The sequence below is a fragment of the Aeromonas sp. CD genome, assembly GCF_033349375.1.
Taxonomy (GTDB): domain Bacteria; phylum Pseudomonadota; class Gammaproteobacteria; order Enterobacterales; family Aeromonadaceae; genus Aeromonas; species Aeromonas hydrophila.
On the sequence record NZ_CP137631.1, the window covers coordinates 3,642,112 to 3,657,053 of the forward strand.

General features: G+C 59.1%; 13 protein-coding genes. 1 reads left to right on the forward strand and 12 read right to left on the reverse strand.

All coding sequences use genetic code 11. The annotated features are described in order from the left end of the window. Positions 1–115: 115 nt before the first annotated feature. From trpS to tapM, 12 genes are all read right to left on the reverse strand, one after another. Positions 116–1,120 carry a tryptophan--tRNA ligase gene (gene trpS / locus R2E40_RS16790; RefSeq protein ID WP_005298400.1) on the reverse strand — a complete coding sequence of 335 codons (1,005 nt, stop codon included), beginning with the start codon at positions 1,118–1,120 and terminating at the stop codon, positions 116–118. A 39-nt stretch (positions 1,121–1,159) separates the two neighbouring features. Next, positions 1,160–1,828, reverse strand: a complete 669-nt coding sequence (locus R2E40_RS16795; protein ID WP_017409198.1) for a phosphoglycolate phosphatase — start codon at positions 1,826–1,828, stop codon at positions 1,160–1,162. After that, positions 1,815–2,489, reverse strand: coding sequence for a ribulose-phosphate 3-epimerase (gene rpe, locus R2E40_RS16800; protein WP_016351625.1), 675 nt, complete (start codon positions 2,487–2,489; stop codon positions 1,815–1,817). Before rpe ends, R2E40_RS16795 begins: the two co-directional genes overlap by 14 nt. A gap of 330 nt (positions 2,490–2,819) precedes the next feature. Next, on the reverse strand, positions 2,820–3,692 hold the full coding sequence (locus R2E40_RS16805; protein ID WP_011706963.1) for a Dam family site-specific DNA-(adenine-N6)-methyltransferase: 873 nt from the start codon (positions 3,690–3,692) through the stop codon (positions 2,820–2,822). 70 nt (positions 3,693–3,762) lie between these two features. Continuing rightward, complete coding sequence (locus R2E40_RS16810; RefSeq protein WP_318163949.1) at positions 3,763–5,370, reverse strand: SPOR domain-containing protein; 1,608 nt, start codon at positions 5,368–5,370, stop codon at positions 3,763–3,765. Further along, on the reverse strand, positions 5,360–6,442 hold the full coding sequence (aroB, locus tag R2E40_RS16815) for a 3-dehydroquinate synthase (protein ID WP_318163950.1): 1,083 nt from the start codon (positions 6,440–6,442) through the stop codon (positions 5,360–5,362). The genes R2E40_RS16810 and aroB overlap by 11 nt, the downstream gene beginning before the upstream one ends. Positions 6,443–6,456: 14 nt before the next feature. After that, positions 6,457–6,975 (reverse strand): shikimate kinase AroK, encoded by a 519-nt coding sequence (gene aroK, locus R2E40_RS16820; RefSeq protein ID WP_005298388.1) that lies wholly within the window; start codon positions 6,973–6,975, stop codon positions 6,457–6,459. Positions 6,976–7,166: 191 nt separating this feature from the next. After that, positions 7,167–9,368: a type IV pilus secretin PilQ gene (locus R2E40_RS16825; protein WP_318163951.1), complete on the reverse strand. Its 2,202-nt coding sequence runs from the start codon at positions 9,366–9,368 to the stop codon at positions 7,167–7,169. A 14-nt stretch (positions 9,369–9,382) separates the two neighbouring features. Then, positions 9,383–9,913 (reverse strand): pilus assembly protein PilP, encoded by a 531-nt coding sequence (locus R2E40_RS16830; RefSeq protein ID WP_042064932.1) that lies wholly within the window; start codon positions 9,911–9,913, stop codon positions 9,383–9,385. After that, entirely contained in the window at positions 9,910–10,509 is a 600-nt protein-coding gene (tapO, locus tag R2E40_RS16835) for a PilO family type IV pilus biogenesis protein TapO (RefSeq protein WP_039215675.1), read from the reverse strand. The genes R2E40_RS16830 and tapO overlap by 4 nt, the downstream gene beginning before the upstream one ends. Then, positions 10,506–11,075, reverse strand: coding sequence for a PilN family type IV pilus biogenesis protein TapN (tapN, locus tag R2E40_RS16840; protein ID WP_065478871.1), 570 nt, complete (start codon positions 11,073–11,075; stop codon positions 10,506–10,508). Before tapN ends, tapO begins: the two co-directional genes overlap by 4 nt. Then, entirely contained in the window at positions 11,063–12,133 is a 1,071-nt protein-coding gene (tapM, locus tag R2E40_RS16845; RefSeq protein ID WP_081304666.1) for a PilM family type IVa pilus assembly protein TapM, read from the reverse strand. Before tapM ends, tapN begins: the two co-directional genes overlap by 13 nt. Positions 12,134–12,419: 286 nt before the next feature. Here tapM and R2E40_RS16850 point away from each other — a divergent pair, with 286 nt between their 5' ends. Next, positions 12,420–14,909, forward strand: a complete 2,490-nt coding sequence (locus tag R2E40_RS16850) for a PBP1A family penicillin-binding protein (protein WP_318163952.1) — start codon at positions 12,420–12,422, stop codon at positions 14,907–14,909. The last annotated feature ends 33 nt before the right edge of the window (positions 14,910–14,942 follow it).

The following is a 14,942-nucleotide window of genomic DNA, read 5'->3' on the forward strand; positions in this document are numbered from 1 at the left end:
TTGGGGCAGACGCCCGCGTTTGAAATTGGAAGATGAAATAACGAATAGCAGGTCGGGTAAAACAAAGAAAGCCAGGCAAATACCCAGCTCTCTTCTACTACACCTTCCCAGTATGTCAGGCTCGAGGAACGAAGCCGACTACATCATATACGCTGGCCAGGGTTTTTTCAGCCCTTTCCCGCGCCTTTTGTGCACCGGCCGCCAAAATGGCCTGCAGATGAGCCTCATCCTGACGCAGCTCGTGGAAGCGGGCCTGAATCGGCTCCAGCAGGGCGACCACGGCCTCGGCGGTTTCGGTCTTGAGGTGACCGTACATCTTGCCTTCGAAATGCTGCTCCAGCTCGGGGATGGAACGGCCGGTCACCCCGGACATCAGGGTCAGCAGGTTGGAGACCCCCGGCTTGTTTTCCGGATCGAAACGCACCACCGCCGGCTCGTCGGAGTCGGTCACCGCGCGCTTGATCTTCTTGACGATCTGCTTGGGATCTTCCAGCAGGCCGATGAAATTGGCCTCGTTGTCATCCGACTTGGACATCTTCTTGGTCGGATCCTGCAGGCTCATCACCCGGGCGCCTTCGGTCGGAATGAAGGGCTCCGGCAGGGTGAACACCTCACCGTAGAGGTTGTTGAAGCGGGTGCAGATGTCGCGGGTCAGCTCCAGATGCTGCTTCTGGTCGTTGCCCACCGGCACCTGATTGGCCTGATAGAGCAGGATGTCGGCCGCCATCAGCACCGGATAACCGAACAGGCCGACGTTGACGTTGTTCTCGAAACGGGCGGACTTGTCCTTGAACTGGGTCATGCGCGACAGCTCGCCCATCTGGGTGTAGCAGTTCAGGATCCAGCCAAGCTCGGCATGCTGCGGCACGTGGGACTGGATGAACACGGTGCTCTTGGCCGGATCGATGCCGACCGCCAGATAGAGGGCGGCGGCGTCCAGGCAGGCCTTGCGCAGGGCAGCCGGATCCTGGCGGGTGGTGATGGCGTGCAGATCGACGATGCAGTAAAGGCAGTCGAAGTCATCCTGCATGTTGACCCACTGACGCAGGGCCCCCATGTAGTTGCCGATGGTCAGCTGGCCCGACGGTTGGGCCCCGCTCAATACGATAGGTTTAGTCATCAGAGTGTTGATCCTTGTTATTCGGCCTGCCTGGCCAGCTTATTCGGCCAGCAGCGCGTCGAGCTGGGCAAACTGTTCGCATACCCAGTCCGGGCGGGAATCTGCGATGGGACGGCCGTAGTTGTAGCCATAGGTCAGTCCCACCACCTTCATGCCGGCAGCCTGGGCGGCCAGCACGTCATTTTCGGAGTCGCCCACCATCAGGGTGCGCGACGGGCTGACGCCCAGCTCGTGGCAGGCCAGCAGCAGCGGCTCCGGGCTCGGTTTTTTGACGGGCACGCAGTTGCCCCCCAGCCAGAGTGCGAAACAGTCGCCGATGCCGAGGGCATCGAGGATCGGCTGCACGAAGTGGCTCGGCTTGTTGGTCACGATCCCCTGCTGGTAACCCAGCGCCTGCAGGCGACGCAGGCTCTGTTCGACCCCGTCATACATGGCCAGCCCTTCCAGCAGGCAGGCCTGATAGTGGCGATCAAACAGCGGACGGGCGCTGGCAAACAGCTCGGGCGCCGCGCGATAGTCCAGCGCGCGCTGGATCAGCTTGTCGGCACCGTTACCGACCCAGGTCCGCACCACGGCTTCGTCGGCCTCGGCCAGCCCGAGTTCGGTCAGCGTACGGTTGACCGCCAGCGCCAGTTGCGGGGCGCTGTCGATCAGGGTGCCGTCCAGATCGAACAGCACTAGGTCAAAATCACGTTCAGCGTTTGACATGAGAGAGCTCCGCCCGCATCTCGTCGATCACCGCCTTGTAGTCCGGACGACTGAAGATGGCCGAGCCTGCCACGAACATGTCGGCGCCAGCCTGGGCAATTTCACGAATGTTGTCGACCTTGACCCCGCCATCGATCTCGAGGCGAATGTCGCGGCCGCTCTCGTCGATCAGGCGACGCACCTGACGCAGCTTGTCGAGGGTGCCGGGGATAAAGCTCTGGCCACCGAAGCCCGGGTTGACCGACATCAGCAGGATCACGTCCAGCTTGTCCATCACGTACTCCAGACAGGTGAGCGGCGTGGCCGGGTTCAGCACTAGGCCGGCCTGGCAGCCCTGCTCCTTGATGAGGCCCAGGGAGCGGTCGACGTGGTCGGACGCCTCCGGGTGGAAAGTGATGAGGGAGGCACCCGCCTTGGCAAAATCGGGAATGATGCGATCCACCGGCTTGACCATCAGGTGCACGTCGATGGGGGCTTCGATACCGTAGTCACGCAACGCCTGGCAGACCATGGGGCCTATGGTCAGGTTGGGCACATAATGGTTGTCCATCACATCGAAATGGACCACGTCGGCACCGGCGGCCAGCACCTTGGCGACATCGTCCCCCAGACGGGCAAAGTCGGCGGAGAGGATCGAGGGGGCAATCAGAAAGTCTTTCATCAGCGTCATCCATTGGCAGCGTGGCAGAAAAAGCGGCGCAATTTTACCGCAAATGGACGCCGAAAACGACCCGCACACGGTACGGAAAAAGCGAACGCCATCATCACTGCAAACAGGCACTGAAAACGCCCCGCACGCGGTACGGAAAAAGCGAATGCCATCATCACCGCATGCGGACGCTGAAAACGACCCGCACAGGGTACGGAAAAAGCGAACACCATCATCACCGCAAACAGGCACTGAAAACGCCCTGCACACGATACGGAAAAAGCGAACGCCATCATCGGCCACGGCAGACATTAAAAACGGCACCCCGAGGTGCCGTCTGTGTCAGCCGAGTGGCGCCAGTTCGGCGTCGCTCGGGTAGTAGCCCTGCTCCGGCTCGATGCCGGGCGGATAGAGCGCCAGCAACTCGGCCACCTTGTTGCGGGTGCCGCCGTTGCGGCTGATGGTGCGCTTGACCAGGATTTCATCGAGGCGAGCGCCACGATAAAGCTCGCGGGTCAGCTCGATGTCATGGTTGCTGATGAGCACGGGCACCCCTTTGCGCGCTGCGGTGTGGCGGGCCAGCCTGGCCAGCACGGCCTGATCGTCCAGGGTGAAACCGCCGGCCGAATAGGTGGTAAAGCTCGCGGTAGTGGAGAGCGGGGCATAGGGGGGATCGCAATAGATCACCCAATCCTCTTCCGCGCGCTGGATGGCATCGGCATAGCTTTCACAGATGAAGGTCGCCTTCTGCGCCTTCTCGGCGAAGGCCCACAGCTCTTTTTCCGGGAAATAGGGCTTCTTGTAGGAACCGAACGGGACGTTGAAGCCCCCCTTCTTGTTGTACCGGCACAGGCCGTTGAAACCGTGTCGATTCAGAAACAGGAACAGCAGGGCGCGCTCGAAACTGGTGTCGGTCTGGTTGAACTGGGTACGCAGCCGGTAGTAGGCCGCTTTGTGGTTGTGCTCGGTCACGAACAGCTTGCGTGACTCAGCGATGAACCGATCCGGCGTCAACTTGAGATGATTGTAAAGACCAATCAGATCCGGATTGATGTCGTTGAGCACATAGGCGTCGTAGTCGGTGTTGAGAAACACGGACCCGGCCCCGACGAAGGGCTCCAGCAACACACGCCCGGCTGGCAAACGCTCGGCAATCTCTTCAACCAGGGAGTATTTTCCCCCGGCCCATTTTAAAAAAGCGCGTGTTTTTTTCATGGAAATCCGGTGTTAAGAAGGCATCGACCAAAAAAGGGGGACGATTCTACCCCCTTCCCGGTCAAAATGGCTATTGCTTCAACTCTTTTTGTACCTGCGCAAACGACTTGGGCCAGGGTTGACCCTTCAGCAAGACGGGCGACAGCTTGCGAATGGCGGCCTTGGCCTGGTTACTGCTGGCATAGTCCCCCTGCAGCACCACGTACCAGGGGCTGCCGCGGAATTTGGTCTGATAGACCCAGATCTTGCCGGCCAGACCATTTTCGGCCACGAACTTGTCGACCGCCTTGGTGTTGCTCGCCCCCATCAGCTGGATGCTGTAGTGGTTTCTGGGCTTCTTGTTCAGAGTGGCAGCGGGGGTCAGCGCCACCTTGGGAGCAGGGGCCGCCACCGGTTCAACCGCGACTGGCTTGGCCACCGGCTTGCTGGCTGCTGGCGTGGGTTGGGCCTTGGCGGTGTTTGCCGGCTGGGCAGTCTGAGCAGTGGCATTGGGTGTAACAGCCTGCTCGGCAGGAGCAACTTGAGTGGCCACCGCTTGCGAATCGGTACCGGTCAGCTCATCCACCACCTCGGTGGGTAGGGCGCCGCTGACGTTGGGCTGCTTCATCAGCTTCTCAACCACCTCGTCGGAGATCACCACCCGGCGTCCTTCGTAGTTGGTCGATTCGGTGGTCACGGTGTCGCTCTCCACCGCCTTGGGTAATACCTTGGCATCCGGCTGCCAGTCGCGGACCACGCCGCCGGGATTGCTGGCGGCGCCATCACTGGCCGCACTCTGGCTGCCGTTCTGGCTGGTGTTGCTGCCACCGATGGTCAGTGGATCGCCACCCGAGACGGGGATGGGCAACGCCGTGGTTTGGGTGGGCTCGGGGGCAGTACTCTTGCTGTCGCCGCCAAACAGGGCCGGCAGCAGATAACTCAGCGCCAGCAGACCGCCGGCCAGCAGGGCCAGCAGGGTCGCAATCTTCTTGACGGGCAACTCGGCCTGACGTTTCTTGGGCCTTCTGTCGGTCATGATATCCTCCAGTAACTGCATGATGGTGGACGGATGTCCATTTGCCACTTTCAGGATCTCTTCCACTTTCGGCTTGGGCAAGAGGGCTGTCGGGATCTTGAGCTCTTTGGCCTTCTCATACAAGAAGATGCGTTGTTCGGGCGCGCCAAGCGGCGCGACTTCCAGCTCCAGCGCGGGCATCGCCCGCCCTTTCAGCTGCGCCTTCTGATTGCGACACCAGACGTCACTGCCGGAGAGCACGATGGCCAACTGATGGGGGATCTTCAGGGTATCGTTGTGACGACACAGGCTCCACAGCTCGCCGACCAGCTCGGCAGGCAGCTCGTCAGCCCGCTCGATCAGCAGCAGCAGGGTAGCCGGCTTGCCTTCCAGCATGCGGAAAAAGCTGTCTGCCAGCGCATCCTGCGGGTTGAACAACGGCCGGGCCACCACCTGGGGCAGCAACAGCTGGCGCACGTCCACCATCTTCATGGCGGGGCTGCCAATCAGGCTGACCACCCGCACTTTTTCCGGCAACGCTCCCAGCAGGGATTCGCACAAAGTGCCACGACCACTGCCGGGTTTGCCGGAAAGAAAGATAAAAGGATGATTGAATTCAATCAGATGCAGCAGCCGGTCAACCAGCTGCCGCTGGGAGGGAAATTTCAGCAGTTTATTCGTCACGACCAGACTCGATCACCGCCAGCAGTTCAGCATCGGAGACATCGGCCACCACCTGGGCATGACCTATGCCGACCGGCAGCACCAGACGCAGTTTGCCTTCCAGCACCTTCTTGTCGCGGCGCATGTGACGCATGAAGGCCGCAAAATCCATCTCTGGCGGCGCCTGCACCGGCAGATTGGCCGCCAGCAGCAAGGCCCGAATACGGTCTACCTGTTGCTCGGTCACGTCACCACGGGCCAGGGCGGTATTGGCAGCCAGCATGGTGCCTGCCGCCACGGCTTCGCCGTGCAGCCAGTTGCCATAGCCCTTCTCGGCTTCAATGGCATGGCCAAAGGTGTGGCCCAGGTTAAGCAGGGCACGCACACCATGTTCGGTCTCGTCCTGGCCAACTACATCGGCCTTGATCTCGCAGCAGCGGCGGATGGCATAGGCCAGCACGGCCGGCTCCTGCGCCTGCAGACGGGACATGTTGGCTTCGAGCCAGCAGAAGAATTCGACATCCCAGATGATGCCGTATTTGATCACCTCGGCCATGCCGGCGGCAAATTCGCGGGCAGGCAGGGTCTGGAGGCACTCGGTATCGATCACGACGTGTCTGGGCTGATAGAAGGCCCCGATCATGTTCTTGCCGAGGGGATGGTTGACGGCAGTCTTGCCACCAACGGAGGAATCAACCTGGGAGAGCAGTGTGGTAGGCACTTGAATGAACGGAATGCCACGTTGATAGCTTGCAGCAGCGAAGCCGACAACGTCCCCTATCACACCGCCACCCAGGGCAATCAGAGTGGTATCACGACCATGGTTGGTTTCCAGCAGAGCAGACATGATCCGCTCAAAGGTAGCCAGGGTCTTGTAGGCCTCGCCATCCGGCAGGATCAGGTGTTCAACCTGATAGCCCGACAGCAACTGGACAATCCGCTCAAGATACAAGGGCGCAACCACTGTGTTGGTCACAATCATGACCCGCTTGCCCTTGATGGTTTGCGTCAGCACCTCTGCATGCTGCAACAGACCTGCGGCTATCTCGATGGGATAGCTGCGTTCACCCAGTTCGACCTTCAACCTTTCCATGGACGTCCTCTATATTACATGCCGATCAACTTAACGATTTGATTGGCAACAACTTTAGCGCTCTGGTCATCAGTCTGGATGACAAAGTCAGCCACTTCTTCATACAGGGCGTTGCGTTCTTGTGCCAGACGCTCGAGTACTTCGCGCGGCGGCTCTTCGGTTTGCAGCAAGGGGCGACGCTTGTCTCTTTGCGTACGTGCCAGTTGCTTCTCAATGGTGGTTTCGAGGTACACCACGATGCCGCGAGCAGAGAGCTTGTTGCGTGTTTCACGGCTCTTGATGGCACCGCCACCCGTCGCCAGCACGATACCCTGCTGTTCGGAAAGGTCACCGATGACCTTCTCTTCGCGGATCCGGAAACCCTCTTCGCCTTCAACATCGAACACCCAGCCGATATCGGCACCACTGCGGCGCTCAATCTCATGATCTGAGTCGAAAAACTCCATATGCAGTTGTTCTGCCAGATGTCTACCTATGGTGCTCTTGCCCGCACCCATGGGACCTATCAGGAAAATATTGCGTTTCTCAGCCATGTCTTTTCGTTAGTAATTACAAACTGTACGACCCCGACAAACTCTCGATCGGGGTACCTATGAACCTTATCTTGCGATGGATCAGGAGGGGGATTATCTCAATAGAAATCAGGACTGGCAACCGCAGCCCTTACGCCCCAGCCTCATTGGGGCGTAAGGTTATATGTGTTTTACCTTCACATGTAAAGTCTTCAGAAGGCGTCGGTGACTATCTTCGGCGTCACGAAAATCAGCAGCTCGCGCTTTTTGTTCTCGCTGGTTGTCTTGCGAAACAACACGCCCAGACCCGGGATGTCGCCCAGCAGGGGCACCTTGCTGACGTCGCTCTTGATGGTCTGTTGATAGATGCCACCAAGTACCAGGGTCTCGCCATTGTTGACCAGCACCTGGGTGGTGATGGACTGGGCGTTGATGGAGACGGCATCACCGGTACCGGTCGGCACGGTTTCACCCTTGGTATCCTGGGTCACGGTCAAGTCCAGGATCACCCTGTTGTCAGGTGTGATCTGCGGCGTCACCTTGAGGCTCAGCACCGCCTTCTTGAAGGTGACCGAGGTTGCCCCGCTGGAAGAGGACTCCACATAGGGGATCTCGGTACCCTGCTCGATCAGCGCCGGTTTCTGGTTGGCCGTGGTGACCCGGGGACTGGCAATGATCTCGGCCTTGCTCTCTTTCTCCAGTGCCGACAGCTCGAGATCCAGCAAGGTACCATCCGCCAGCCGCGCCACCTGGAAGGCCAAAGTACCGGCCGCATTGGTCACCGGCAGATTGACATTAAGCCGATCGTCCACCCCCGGTCGGGTGATGGTCGAGCCGCCATTGTTGTTGCCGGAACCGTCATTGCCCTCGATGGTGCCTGAGGTACTGTTGCCGTGACCGTCGTTCTTGGTTACCCCCCAACGCACCCCGAGCGCCTCGTCAAAGCCGTCATCAATGGTCACCATGCGCGCCTCGATCACCACCTGCTTGACCGGAATATCCAGGATATCCAGCATCCGCTTGATGTTGCTGATGACGTCGGCCGTGTCCTTGACCACCAGCACGTTGGTCCGCTCATCGACGCTCACCGCCCCCTTGGAAGAGAGCAGCTTGGTGCTCTCGGACGAGAGCAGCGCCGCCACTTCGGATGCCTTGGCATAGTTGATCTGCAGATACTCGGTATAAAGCGGGGCCAGATCGGCGACCTGGTTGCGGCTCTCCAGCTGCTGTTTCTCGCGAGCAGCAATCTCTTCGGCCGGCGCGACCAGCAGGATGTTGTTATCCAGCCGCTTGTCGAGCCCCCGCACCTTCAAAATGATGTCGAGTGCCTGCTCCCAGGGTACCCCGTCCAGCCGCAGGGTGATGTTGCCCGACACCGAATCCGTGGTCACCAGATTAAGGTTGTTGAAATCCGCGATGAGCTGCAGCACGGTTCTCACCGGGATATCCTGGAAGTTGAGAGAGATGGGTTTGCCCTGATACTGCTTGCCGGCAGTCGCTGCGGTGCGCTTTTTCACCTCGACGATGAACATCTTGTCCGCCTGATCGTAACGGTAGTCAAACTGACCGTTGACCGAGAGTTCAAACAGGGTGTCGTTACCCTGGCGGAACACCTCAACCTGAGAGACAGGGGTAGCAAAATCCTGCACGTTGATCAGATTAAGCAAATCGTCCGGTACCCGGGTGCCGTGAAACTTGGCAAGCACCGTCTGACCACGGCTGCTGACGTCAACGGCGGCAGAGCTGTTGTCCAGCGTCACCAGAAATTCCCCCTGCCCGTCCTTGCCGCGCCGGAAGTCGACCCCCTTCACGGAATTGAAGTAGGCACCACTGGCCGCCGTCTGTGGTGATGGCAAGACCGGCTTGCTGGCCACCGGCGCTGCCACTGGAGCGCTTTGGCGAGCAAGCTGCTGACTGTTGATCAGAGCGGACGAGGCTGCCGGCTGGGTATTGATAAGTGCAGACGAGGTCGGCTGGGGAGCCACCAGCCCGGAAGATGCAGTGGTGGCTGGCAGCGGCATGGCTGCTTTTTCTCCCAGAGCCACCAACAGCTTGTTGCCCTGCTGATGCACCTGATAAGGGGTCAGTTGATCGAGAGCGATCTTGATATCGAGACCTGCCCCCTTGCCCTCGACTTTGAGGTTGTCCACCCCTTGCTGCTTGATGGGCAACGGGTTCACGTTGAGCGCCCCCACTGCCCCCGGCACATGCAGCAGCAGCTGATTGGGTTCATAGGAGAGACGATCGGTAAATCCACTGACCGGTTCACTGAAACTCAACTCCAGCAACAGCTGATCGGCCATCAGCGGATTGACCTTGACCTCCTGCAGGGTTGCCACGGCCCAGGCCTGGCTCCATGCTCCGGCGCAAAACAGCAGGGTAACTCGGGCTACCATACCTATTATTGTTTTCATCGCATCATCCCTGATTATCGTTTTGCTTCAAGATTGGCCATGCCCAGCTGAGTTTCTCGGGTCACCCAGCATCCTTTGCCATCCGGTATAGTCTCAATCAAATCCACGTAGGTATCAGTGATCCTGATCACCCGTCCCTGATCCAGTCCCATATGTTGATTGAGACCCACCCGGATGGATTGTCCATCAGGTGTCCTGATCAAGGCCCACAACTGTCCCTGCTTGCCAAGTGAGCCCTGCATGCTCAGGCTGGCCAGTGAATAGCGCTCCAGTACTTCTTTTTCCCTGTTGGCCACGATCTGGGCACAATCCGGCTTCACCTTGGCATCCACCTTGGCACTGCTGGTTTCAGGCTGGGGGGCGATGAAGGGGCTGCGCTGATCGCTGAGGTGATAAGCCATCGGAGAAAAGGGTTTGATTTCGGGAAGAGGCTCGATGGGTATTGGTTTTCTGGCCTTGGTTTCGGCCACATAGTTGTCCATGTCGTCCTGCCCACCGCAGGCGGTCAACAGCAGGGCAGGCAACAACACGCAGAGTAGCTTCATTTGGTCTGCCCCACGGTTTTGCCATTGTATTTGTAGGTTTTGGCCAGCATCGACATGGCGATCATGTCGCCTTGCTCCTTGCCCTGTCCCAGCGTGAACGATTCCAGGATGACGATACGCGGCAAGGCCGCCATGTCGGCCGTGAACTTGCCTATCTCATGATAAGTGCCCACCACTTCGATTCGCATGGGCAGCTCGGTGGAGAACTCGTGTTTGATCTCGGGCTCCCAATTGATGCGATTCAATTTGAGCCCATTGTCGGTGGCAATGAAACTGATGTCATCCAGCAATCCGGCCACTTCGTGAGTATTGGGCAACTGCTTGAGCTGGGTATCAACCAACTGTTCGAGCTGCACCATCTGCGTCTTGTAGGCGCCGAGGTTGGCAGCCAGCATCGCCTTGCTCTCGAACTGAGCCTTGAGCTCGGCCTCCTTGTTGGTCTCCTGGGTCAACAGGGTCAGCGAGTTGGCAATCACGTAGTAATAGATGGCACCCCCCAGCAAGGCACAGAAGAACAGGATGAAAATCCCCTTGGCCAGCTTGGGCCAGCTGGCAATGTTGTTGAAATCCAGTTCGTTGAGCTGTTGTAGATTCATTGCTGCCCCTTAGCCACGTCGACCGTGGCACCTGCGACCTGGAACATCATGGAGAACTGACTAAGCGAAACGGGCGCCACATCGGCCGCAAAAATCGTGCTGATCTTCGACTGCCCCAGCCAGCCGGAGCCATCGATGCGACGCATCATGCTGGCTACCCTGCCATAGGCCTCGGTCTTGCCATTCACATCTATTTGATTGTTCTGCAAGGCAAGCGTATTGAGGTAAACCCCGTTTGGAACCAGCGAAGGCAACTGGTTGAACAGGCGAACCGGCAGATTGCGACGCATCTGCAGGTGTTCGATCAATTGCATGCGATCGATCAACTCCTTGCGTCGCTCCTTGAGCAGGCGGATCTCACCAAGCTGGGCATCGAGTAAAGTCATCTCCTGCTGCAAACGCTGGTTGCGCTGCTGCTGATGGCCTATCTGCTGCTCCACCAGCCAATCGGCGGCAAAGCCGAGTGAAGCCGTGATAGCCATGAAGATGCCCAGCATGACCCCGAACTGTTTCTTCTGCCGCTGGGCCCTGGCCTCACGCCAGGGCAGGAGGTTTATATTTGACATGGCGTGAAGCTCCTCAATGCCAGACCCAGCGCCGTCATAAACTTGGCACCGTGGACCGCCCCCTCCCCTTTCGGCTTGCCAAACAGGGCAAAGGGATCAGGATGCAATACCTCACAGTTCAACTCGCTGCCGACCTGGGCCGCCAGCCCAGGCAGCAGACTGCCACCGCCGGTGAGCACCAGCCTGGACAACTCCCTGTTCCCGGAAGAGCTGCAAAACAGCTGCACGTTCCGCCTGACTTGCTGCAGCAGAGCATTCATATGGGGCAGCAACACATCCAGTTCGTGATCAACCGGCAGCTTGCCTTGCAACTTGGCCTGCTCGGCATCATCCAGCGACAGGTTGTAGAAAGAGGCCAGCGCCTGACTATATTGATCGCCACCGAAGTTTTGCAGGCGTGAGTAGATAACCTCTCCCTTTACCAGTGCAGCAAAGGTCATGGCGCTCGCTCCGATGTCGATCACACCGACCGGTTTCTCCCACTCCTGCAGCTCCGGCAGGCAGGCAAGCACGGCGCGGCCCAGCGCGTGGGCGCCCACATCTACCACCTTGGTGGTCATGTCGGCTTCCGCCAGCGCAGTCACCCGCCCGCTCACGCTCTCGGTGCGGGCCGCACTCAGCAACACTTCGCGGCGCTCCTGATCATTGACCTTACCCAGAATTTCAAAATCCAGGCTCACTTCATCAAGGGGAAAGGGAATGAGTTGTTCGGCCTCAAGCTGAACCTGATTCTCCAGCTCGTTCTCACCCAGCGCGGCATCCACCTGAATGACTTTGGTGATCACGTTGGAACCGGTGACGGCAGTCGCAACATACTGGCTGCTGCCCGAGATGAGGCGCTTGAGGGCCTTGAGAGACTGGCTGACCCGCTCGATATCCTGCAGCTGATAATCGACCAGAGTGCCTTTGGGAGTGGCGACTTCGGCCACCGATTCGAGATGCAGCTTGCCGGGACGACCGGTAATGGTCACGGCCTTGATGGTCTGGCTGCCAAAATCAATACCCGCCAGAGGAAGCAGAGAACCTTTGTTGAATAGCCCAAACATATACACATCCATGCGTTATTGGGTTTTAGGATTGATTGTAGGACAGCTAATCAGAAGATGATGACTTAACTCATCCTAAATGCTCTATCTATCAATGTCATAAAGTTTATGCCGAAAAGTGATACAACTCGCTTTCCGGCGGCCCCTCGCCTCCCCTTGGTTATTGAGCCGCAGAATGCTAACCTCCCGCCTCTTCTCGAGGCGCCGGGCTGCCGTCAGGAAAACCTCGAATTTCCGGAGGCAAAAGGGCTATACTCTGCGCCCGTTGGCTAATTTTAAGACGATTGGTAGTTCTTCCATGCTGAAATGGCTCGTACGCCTGTTTATTGTCATGATGCTGGGTGCTGTGCTGGGTGTTGCCAGCCTCATCGGTATCTACTTCTACATCAAGCCCCAGTTGCCGGATGTGACCGCGCTGCGCGACGTCAAGCTGGCCACCCCGATGAAGGTGTACAGCCGGGATGGGGAATTGATCTCCCAATTTGGCGAAATTCGTCGCATCCCGCTGCATCTGGATGAAATCCCTCAGTCGATGATCGATGCGGTACTGGCGACCGAAGATGCCCGTTTCTATGAGCACCCGGGGATTGACCCCATCGGCATCATTCGTGCAGCCACCGTCTGGGCCGTCTCCGGTCAGGCTCGCCAGGGTGCCAGTACCATCACCCAGCAGGTTGCCCGCAACTTCTTCCTGAGCAATGAAAAGACGCTGGTGCGCAAGATAAAAGAGGTCTTCCTGGCTTGGCGCATCGAGCAGAATCTCTCCAAGGACGAGATCCTGCAGCTCTATCTCAACAAGATCCCGCTCGGCTACCGGGCATTCGGGGTCGGTGCCGCCGCCCAGGTTTACTTTGGCAAGGAGGTCAAGGACCTGACGCTGGACGAGATCGCCATCATCGCCGGTCTGCCCAAGGCGCCGTCCATGCTGAACCCGATCCGCTCGCCGGAGCGTGCCTTTGCCCGTCGCAACGTGGTACTTGGCCGCATGCTGGAAACCGGCAAGATCACCCAGGCCCAGTTCGACGAAGCGTCCAAAATGCCGGTCAAGGCCCGTTATCACGGTGCCGAGATCACCTTGAATGCCCCTTACCTGGGGGAGATGGTGCGCCAGAAGATGGTGGAGCAGTTTGGTGAAGATGCCTACACCATGGGTCTGCACGTCTATACCACAGTTACCGCCAAGCGCCAGCGCGCCGCCCGTCTGGCATTGCTCGACGGCGTGTTCGACTATGACACTCGCCATGGCTACAAGGGCGTGACCGCCCAGCTGTGGAAAGCGGGCGAAGCCGATTGGGATTATGACAAGATCATGGCCCATCTGGCCAAGCAGCCCACCTATGAGCCGCTGATGGCCGCCGTCGTCACCAAGCTGGCTGACAAGAGTGCGACCATAGTGCTGAAGAACGGCAAGCAGGCTGAGCTTGGCTGGAACGGCATCAAGTGGGCACGCGCCTTCATCACCGATGACCGTCAGGGCTTTGCGCCCCGTTCTGCCCGCGACATGCTGAAAGTGGGCGCCCAGATCTGGGTACGGGAAAAGGGTGAAGAGCTGCTGCTCTCCCAGATCCCCGAGGTCAACGCCGCTCTGGTGGCCATGAACCCGCAGGATGGTGCCATCGAGGCGCTGGTCGGCGGCTTCAGCTTCGAGCTCTCCAAGTTCAACCGGGTCGATCAGGCACGCCGCCAGATAGGCTCCAACATCAAGCCGTTCCTCTATGCCACCGCGCTGGAACAGGGCTACACCCTGGCCTCTCTCATCAACGATGCGCCGATCAACCAGTGGGATCCCTCCAAGGGCCCCATGTGGCAGCCCAAGAACTCCCCGGCCATCTATGAAGGCCCCACCTCCCTGCGCCTCGGCCTCGCCAAGTCGAAGAACGTGATGTCGGTGCGCCTGATGCGCGCCATCGGGCTGGATACCTACATCGACGGCCTGACCCGCTTCGGCTTTGCTCGCGATACCATCTCGCCCAACGAGTCGCTGGCCCTGGGTGCCGCCGAGTTTACCCCGCTGGAAGTGGTGCGCGGCTACTCGGTCATGGCCAACGGCGGCTTCCAGGTCACCCCCTACTTCATCACCGAAGTCACCGACAGCTTTGGCGCACCTCTTTATCAGGCCAACCCGGCAGCCGCCTGCCGTGACTGTGGCGTGCTGGCCGCTGCCGGTCTCGACAGTGCGGATGCCTATGCCAATACGGCGCCGGACTGGAAAGCCCAGTGCCCCATCGATCCGGTCGTTCCCGGCAACATGGCACCGCAAACCATCAGTGCCCAGAGCACCTTCCTGGTGACCGACACCCTGACCACCGCCATCTGGGGTGGCAATGGCTGGCGCGGTACCGGCTGGCGGGCGGCACGTGACCTCAAGCGCCACGATATCTCCGGCAAGACCGGGACCACCAACGAATCCCGTGATGCCTGGTTCTCCGGCTATACCCCGAATCTAGTCGCCACCTCCTGGATCGGTTTTGACAACCACCAGCGTGGTCTGGGCCGGGCCGAATTTGGCGGTGGTGCCGCACAGCCCATCTGGATCGACTTCATGAAGACTGCGCTCAAGCAGGTGCCTGAGCGCAAGATGCCGGTACCGGAAGGGATCATCACGGTGCGGATCGATCGTGAGACCGGCCTGCTGACCAACCGGACCGACGGCAGCAGCACGGAAGAGTTCTTCAAGGAAGGCACCGAGCCGACCCGCTACGCGACACAGAGCTCGGATGGCAATCAGGTGTACGGCGGTGATGGTTCGTCCACCGATGGTCCCGTCTCCACCGACGATATCTTCTAAACCACAGCAGAAGATAAAAAAGCCGGCGCAATG

Coding starts and splice junctions, on each gene's coding strand:
- rpe (WP_016351625.1), bottom strand. CDS start 2,489: ATGAAAGACTTTCTGATTGCCCCCTCGATCCTCTCCGCCGACTTTGCC.
- tapN (WP_065478871.1), bottom strand. CDS start 11,075: ATGTCAAATATAAACCTCCTGCCCTGGCGTGAGGCCAGGGCCCAGCGG.
- R2E40_RS16830 (WP_042064932.1), bottom strand. CDS start 9,913: ATGAAGCTACTCTGCGTGTTGTTGCCTGCCCTGCTGTTGACCGCCTGC.
- tapO (WP_039215675.1), bottom strand. CDS start 10,509: ATGAATCTACAACAGCTCAACGAACTGGATTTCAACAACATTGCCAGC.
- aroK (WP_005298388.1), bottom strand. CDS start 6,975: ATGGCTGAGAAACGCAATATTTTCCTGATAGGTCCCATGGGTGCGGGC.
- trpS (WP_005298400.1), bottom strand. CDS start 1,120: ATGACTAAACCTATCGTATTGAGCGGGGCCCAACCGTCGGGCCAGCTG.
- aroB (WP_318163950.1), bottom strand. CDS start 6,442: ATGGAAAGGTTGAAGGTCGAACTGGGTGAACGCAGCTATCCCATCGAG.
- R2E40_RS16795 (WP_017409198.1), bottom strand. CDS start 1,828: ATGTCAAACGCTGAACGTGATTTTGACCTAGTGCTGTTCGATCTGGAC.
- R2E40_RS16805 (WP_011706963.1), bottom strand. CDS start 3,692: ATGAAAAAAACACGCGCTTTTTTAAAATGGGCCGGGGGAAAATACTCC.
- R2E40_RS16850 (WP_318163952.1), top strand. CDS start 12,420: ATGCTGAAATGGCTCGTACGCCTGTTTATTGTCATGATGCTGGGTGCT.
- R2E40_RS16825 (WP_318163951.1), bottom strand. CDS start 9,368: ATGAAAACAATAATAGGTATGGTAGCCCGAGTTACCCTGCTGTTTTGC.
- tapM (WP_081304666.1), bottom strand. CDS start 12,133: ATGGATGTGTATATGTTTGGGCTATTCAACAAAGGTTCTCTGCTTCCT.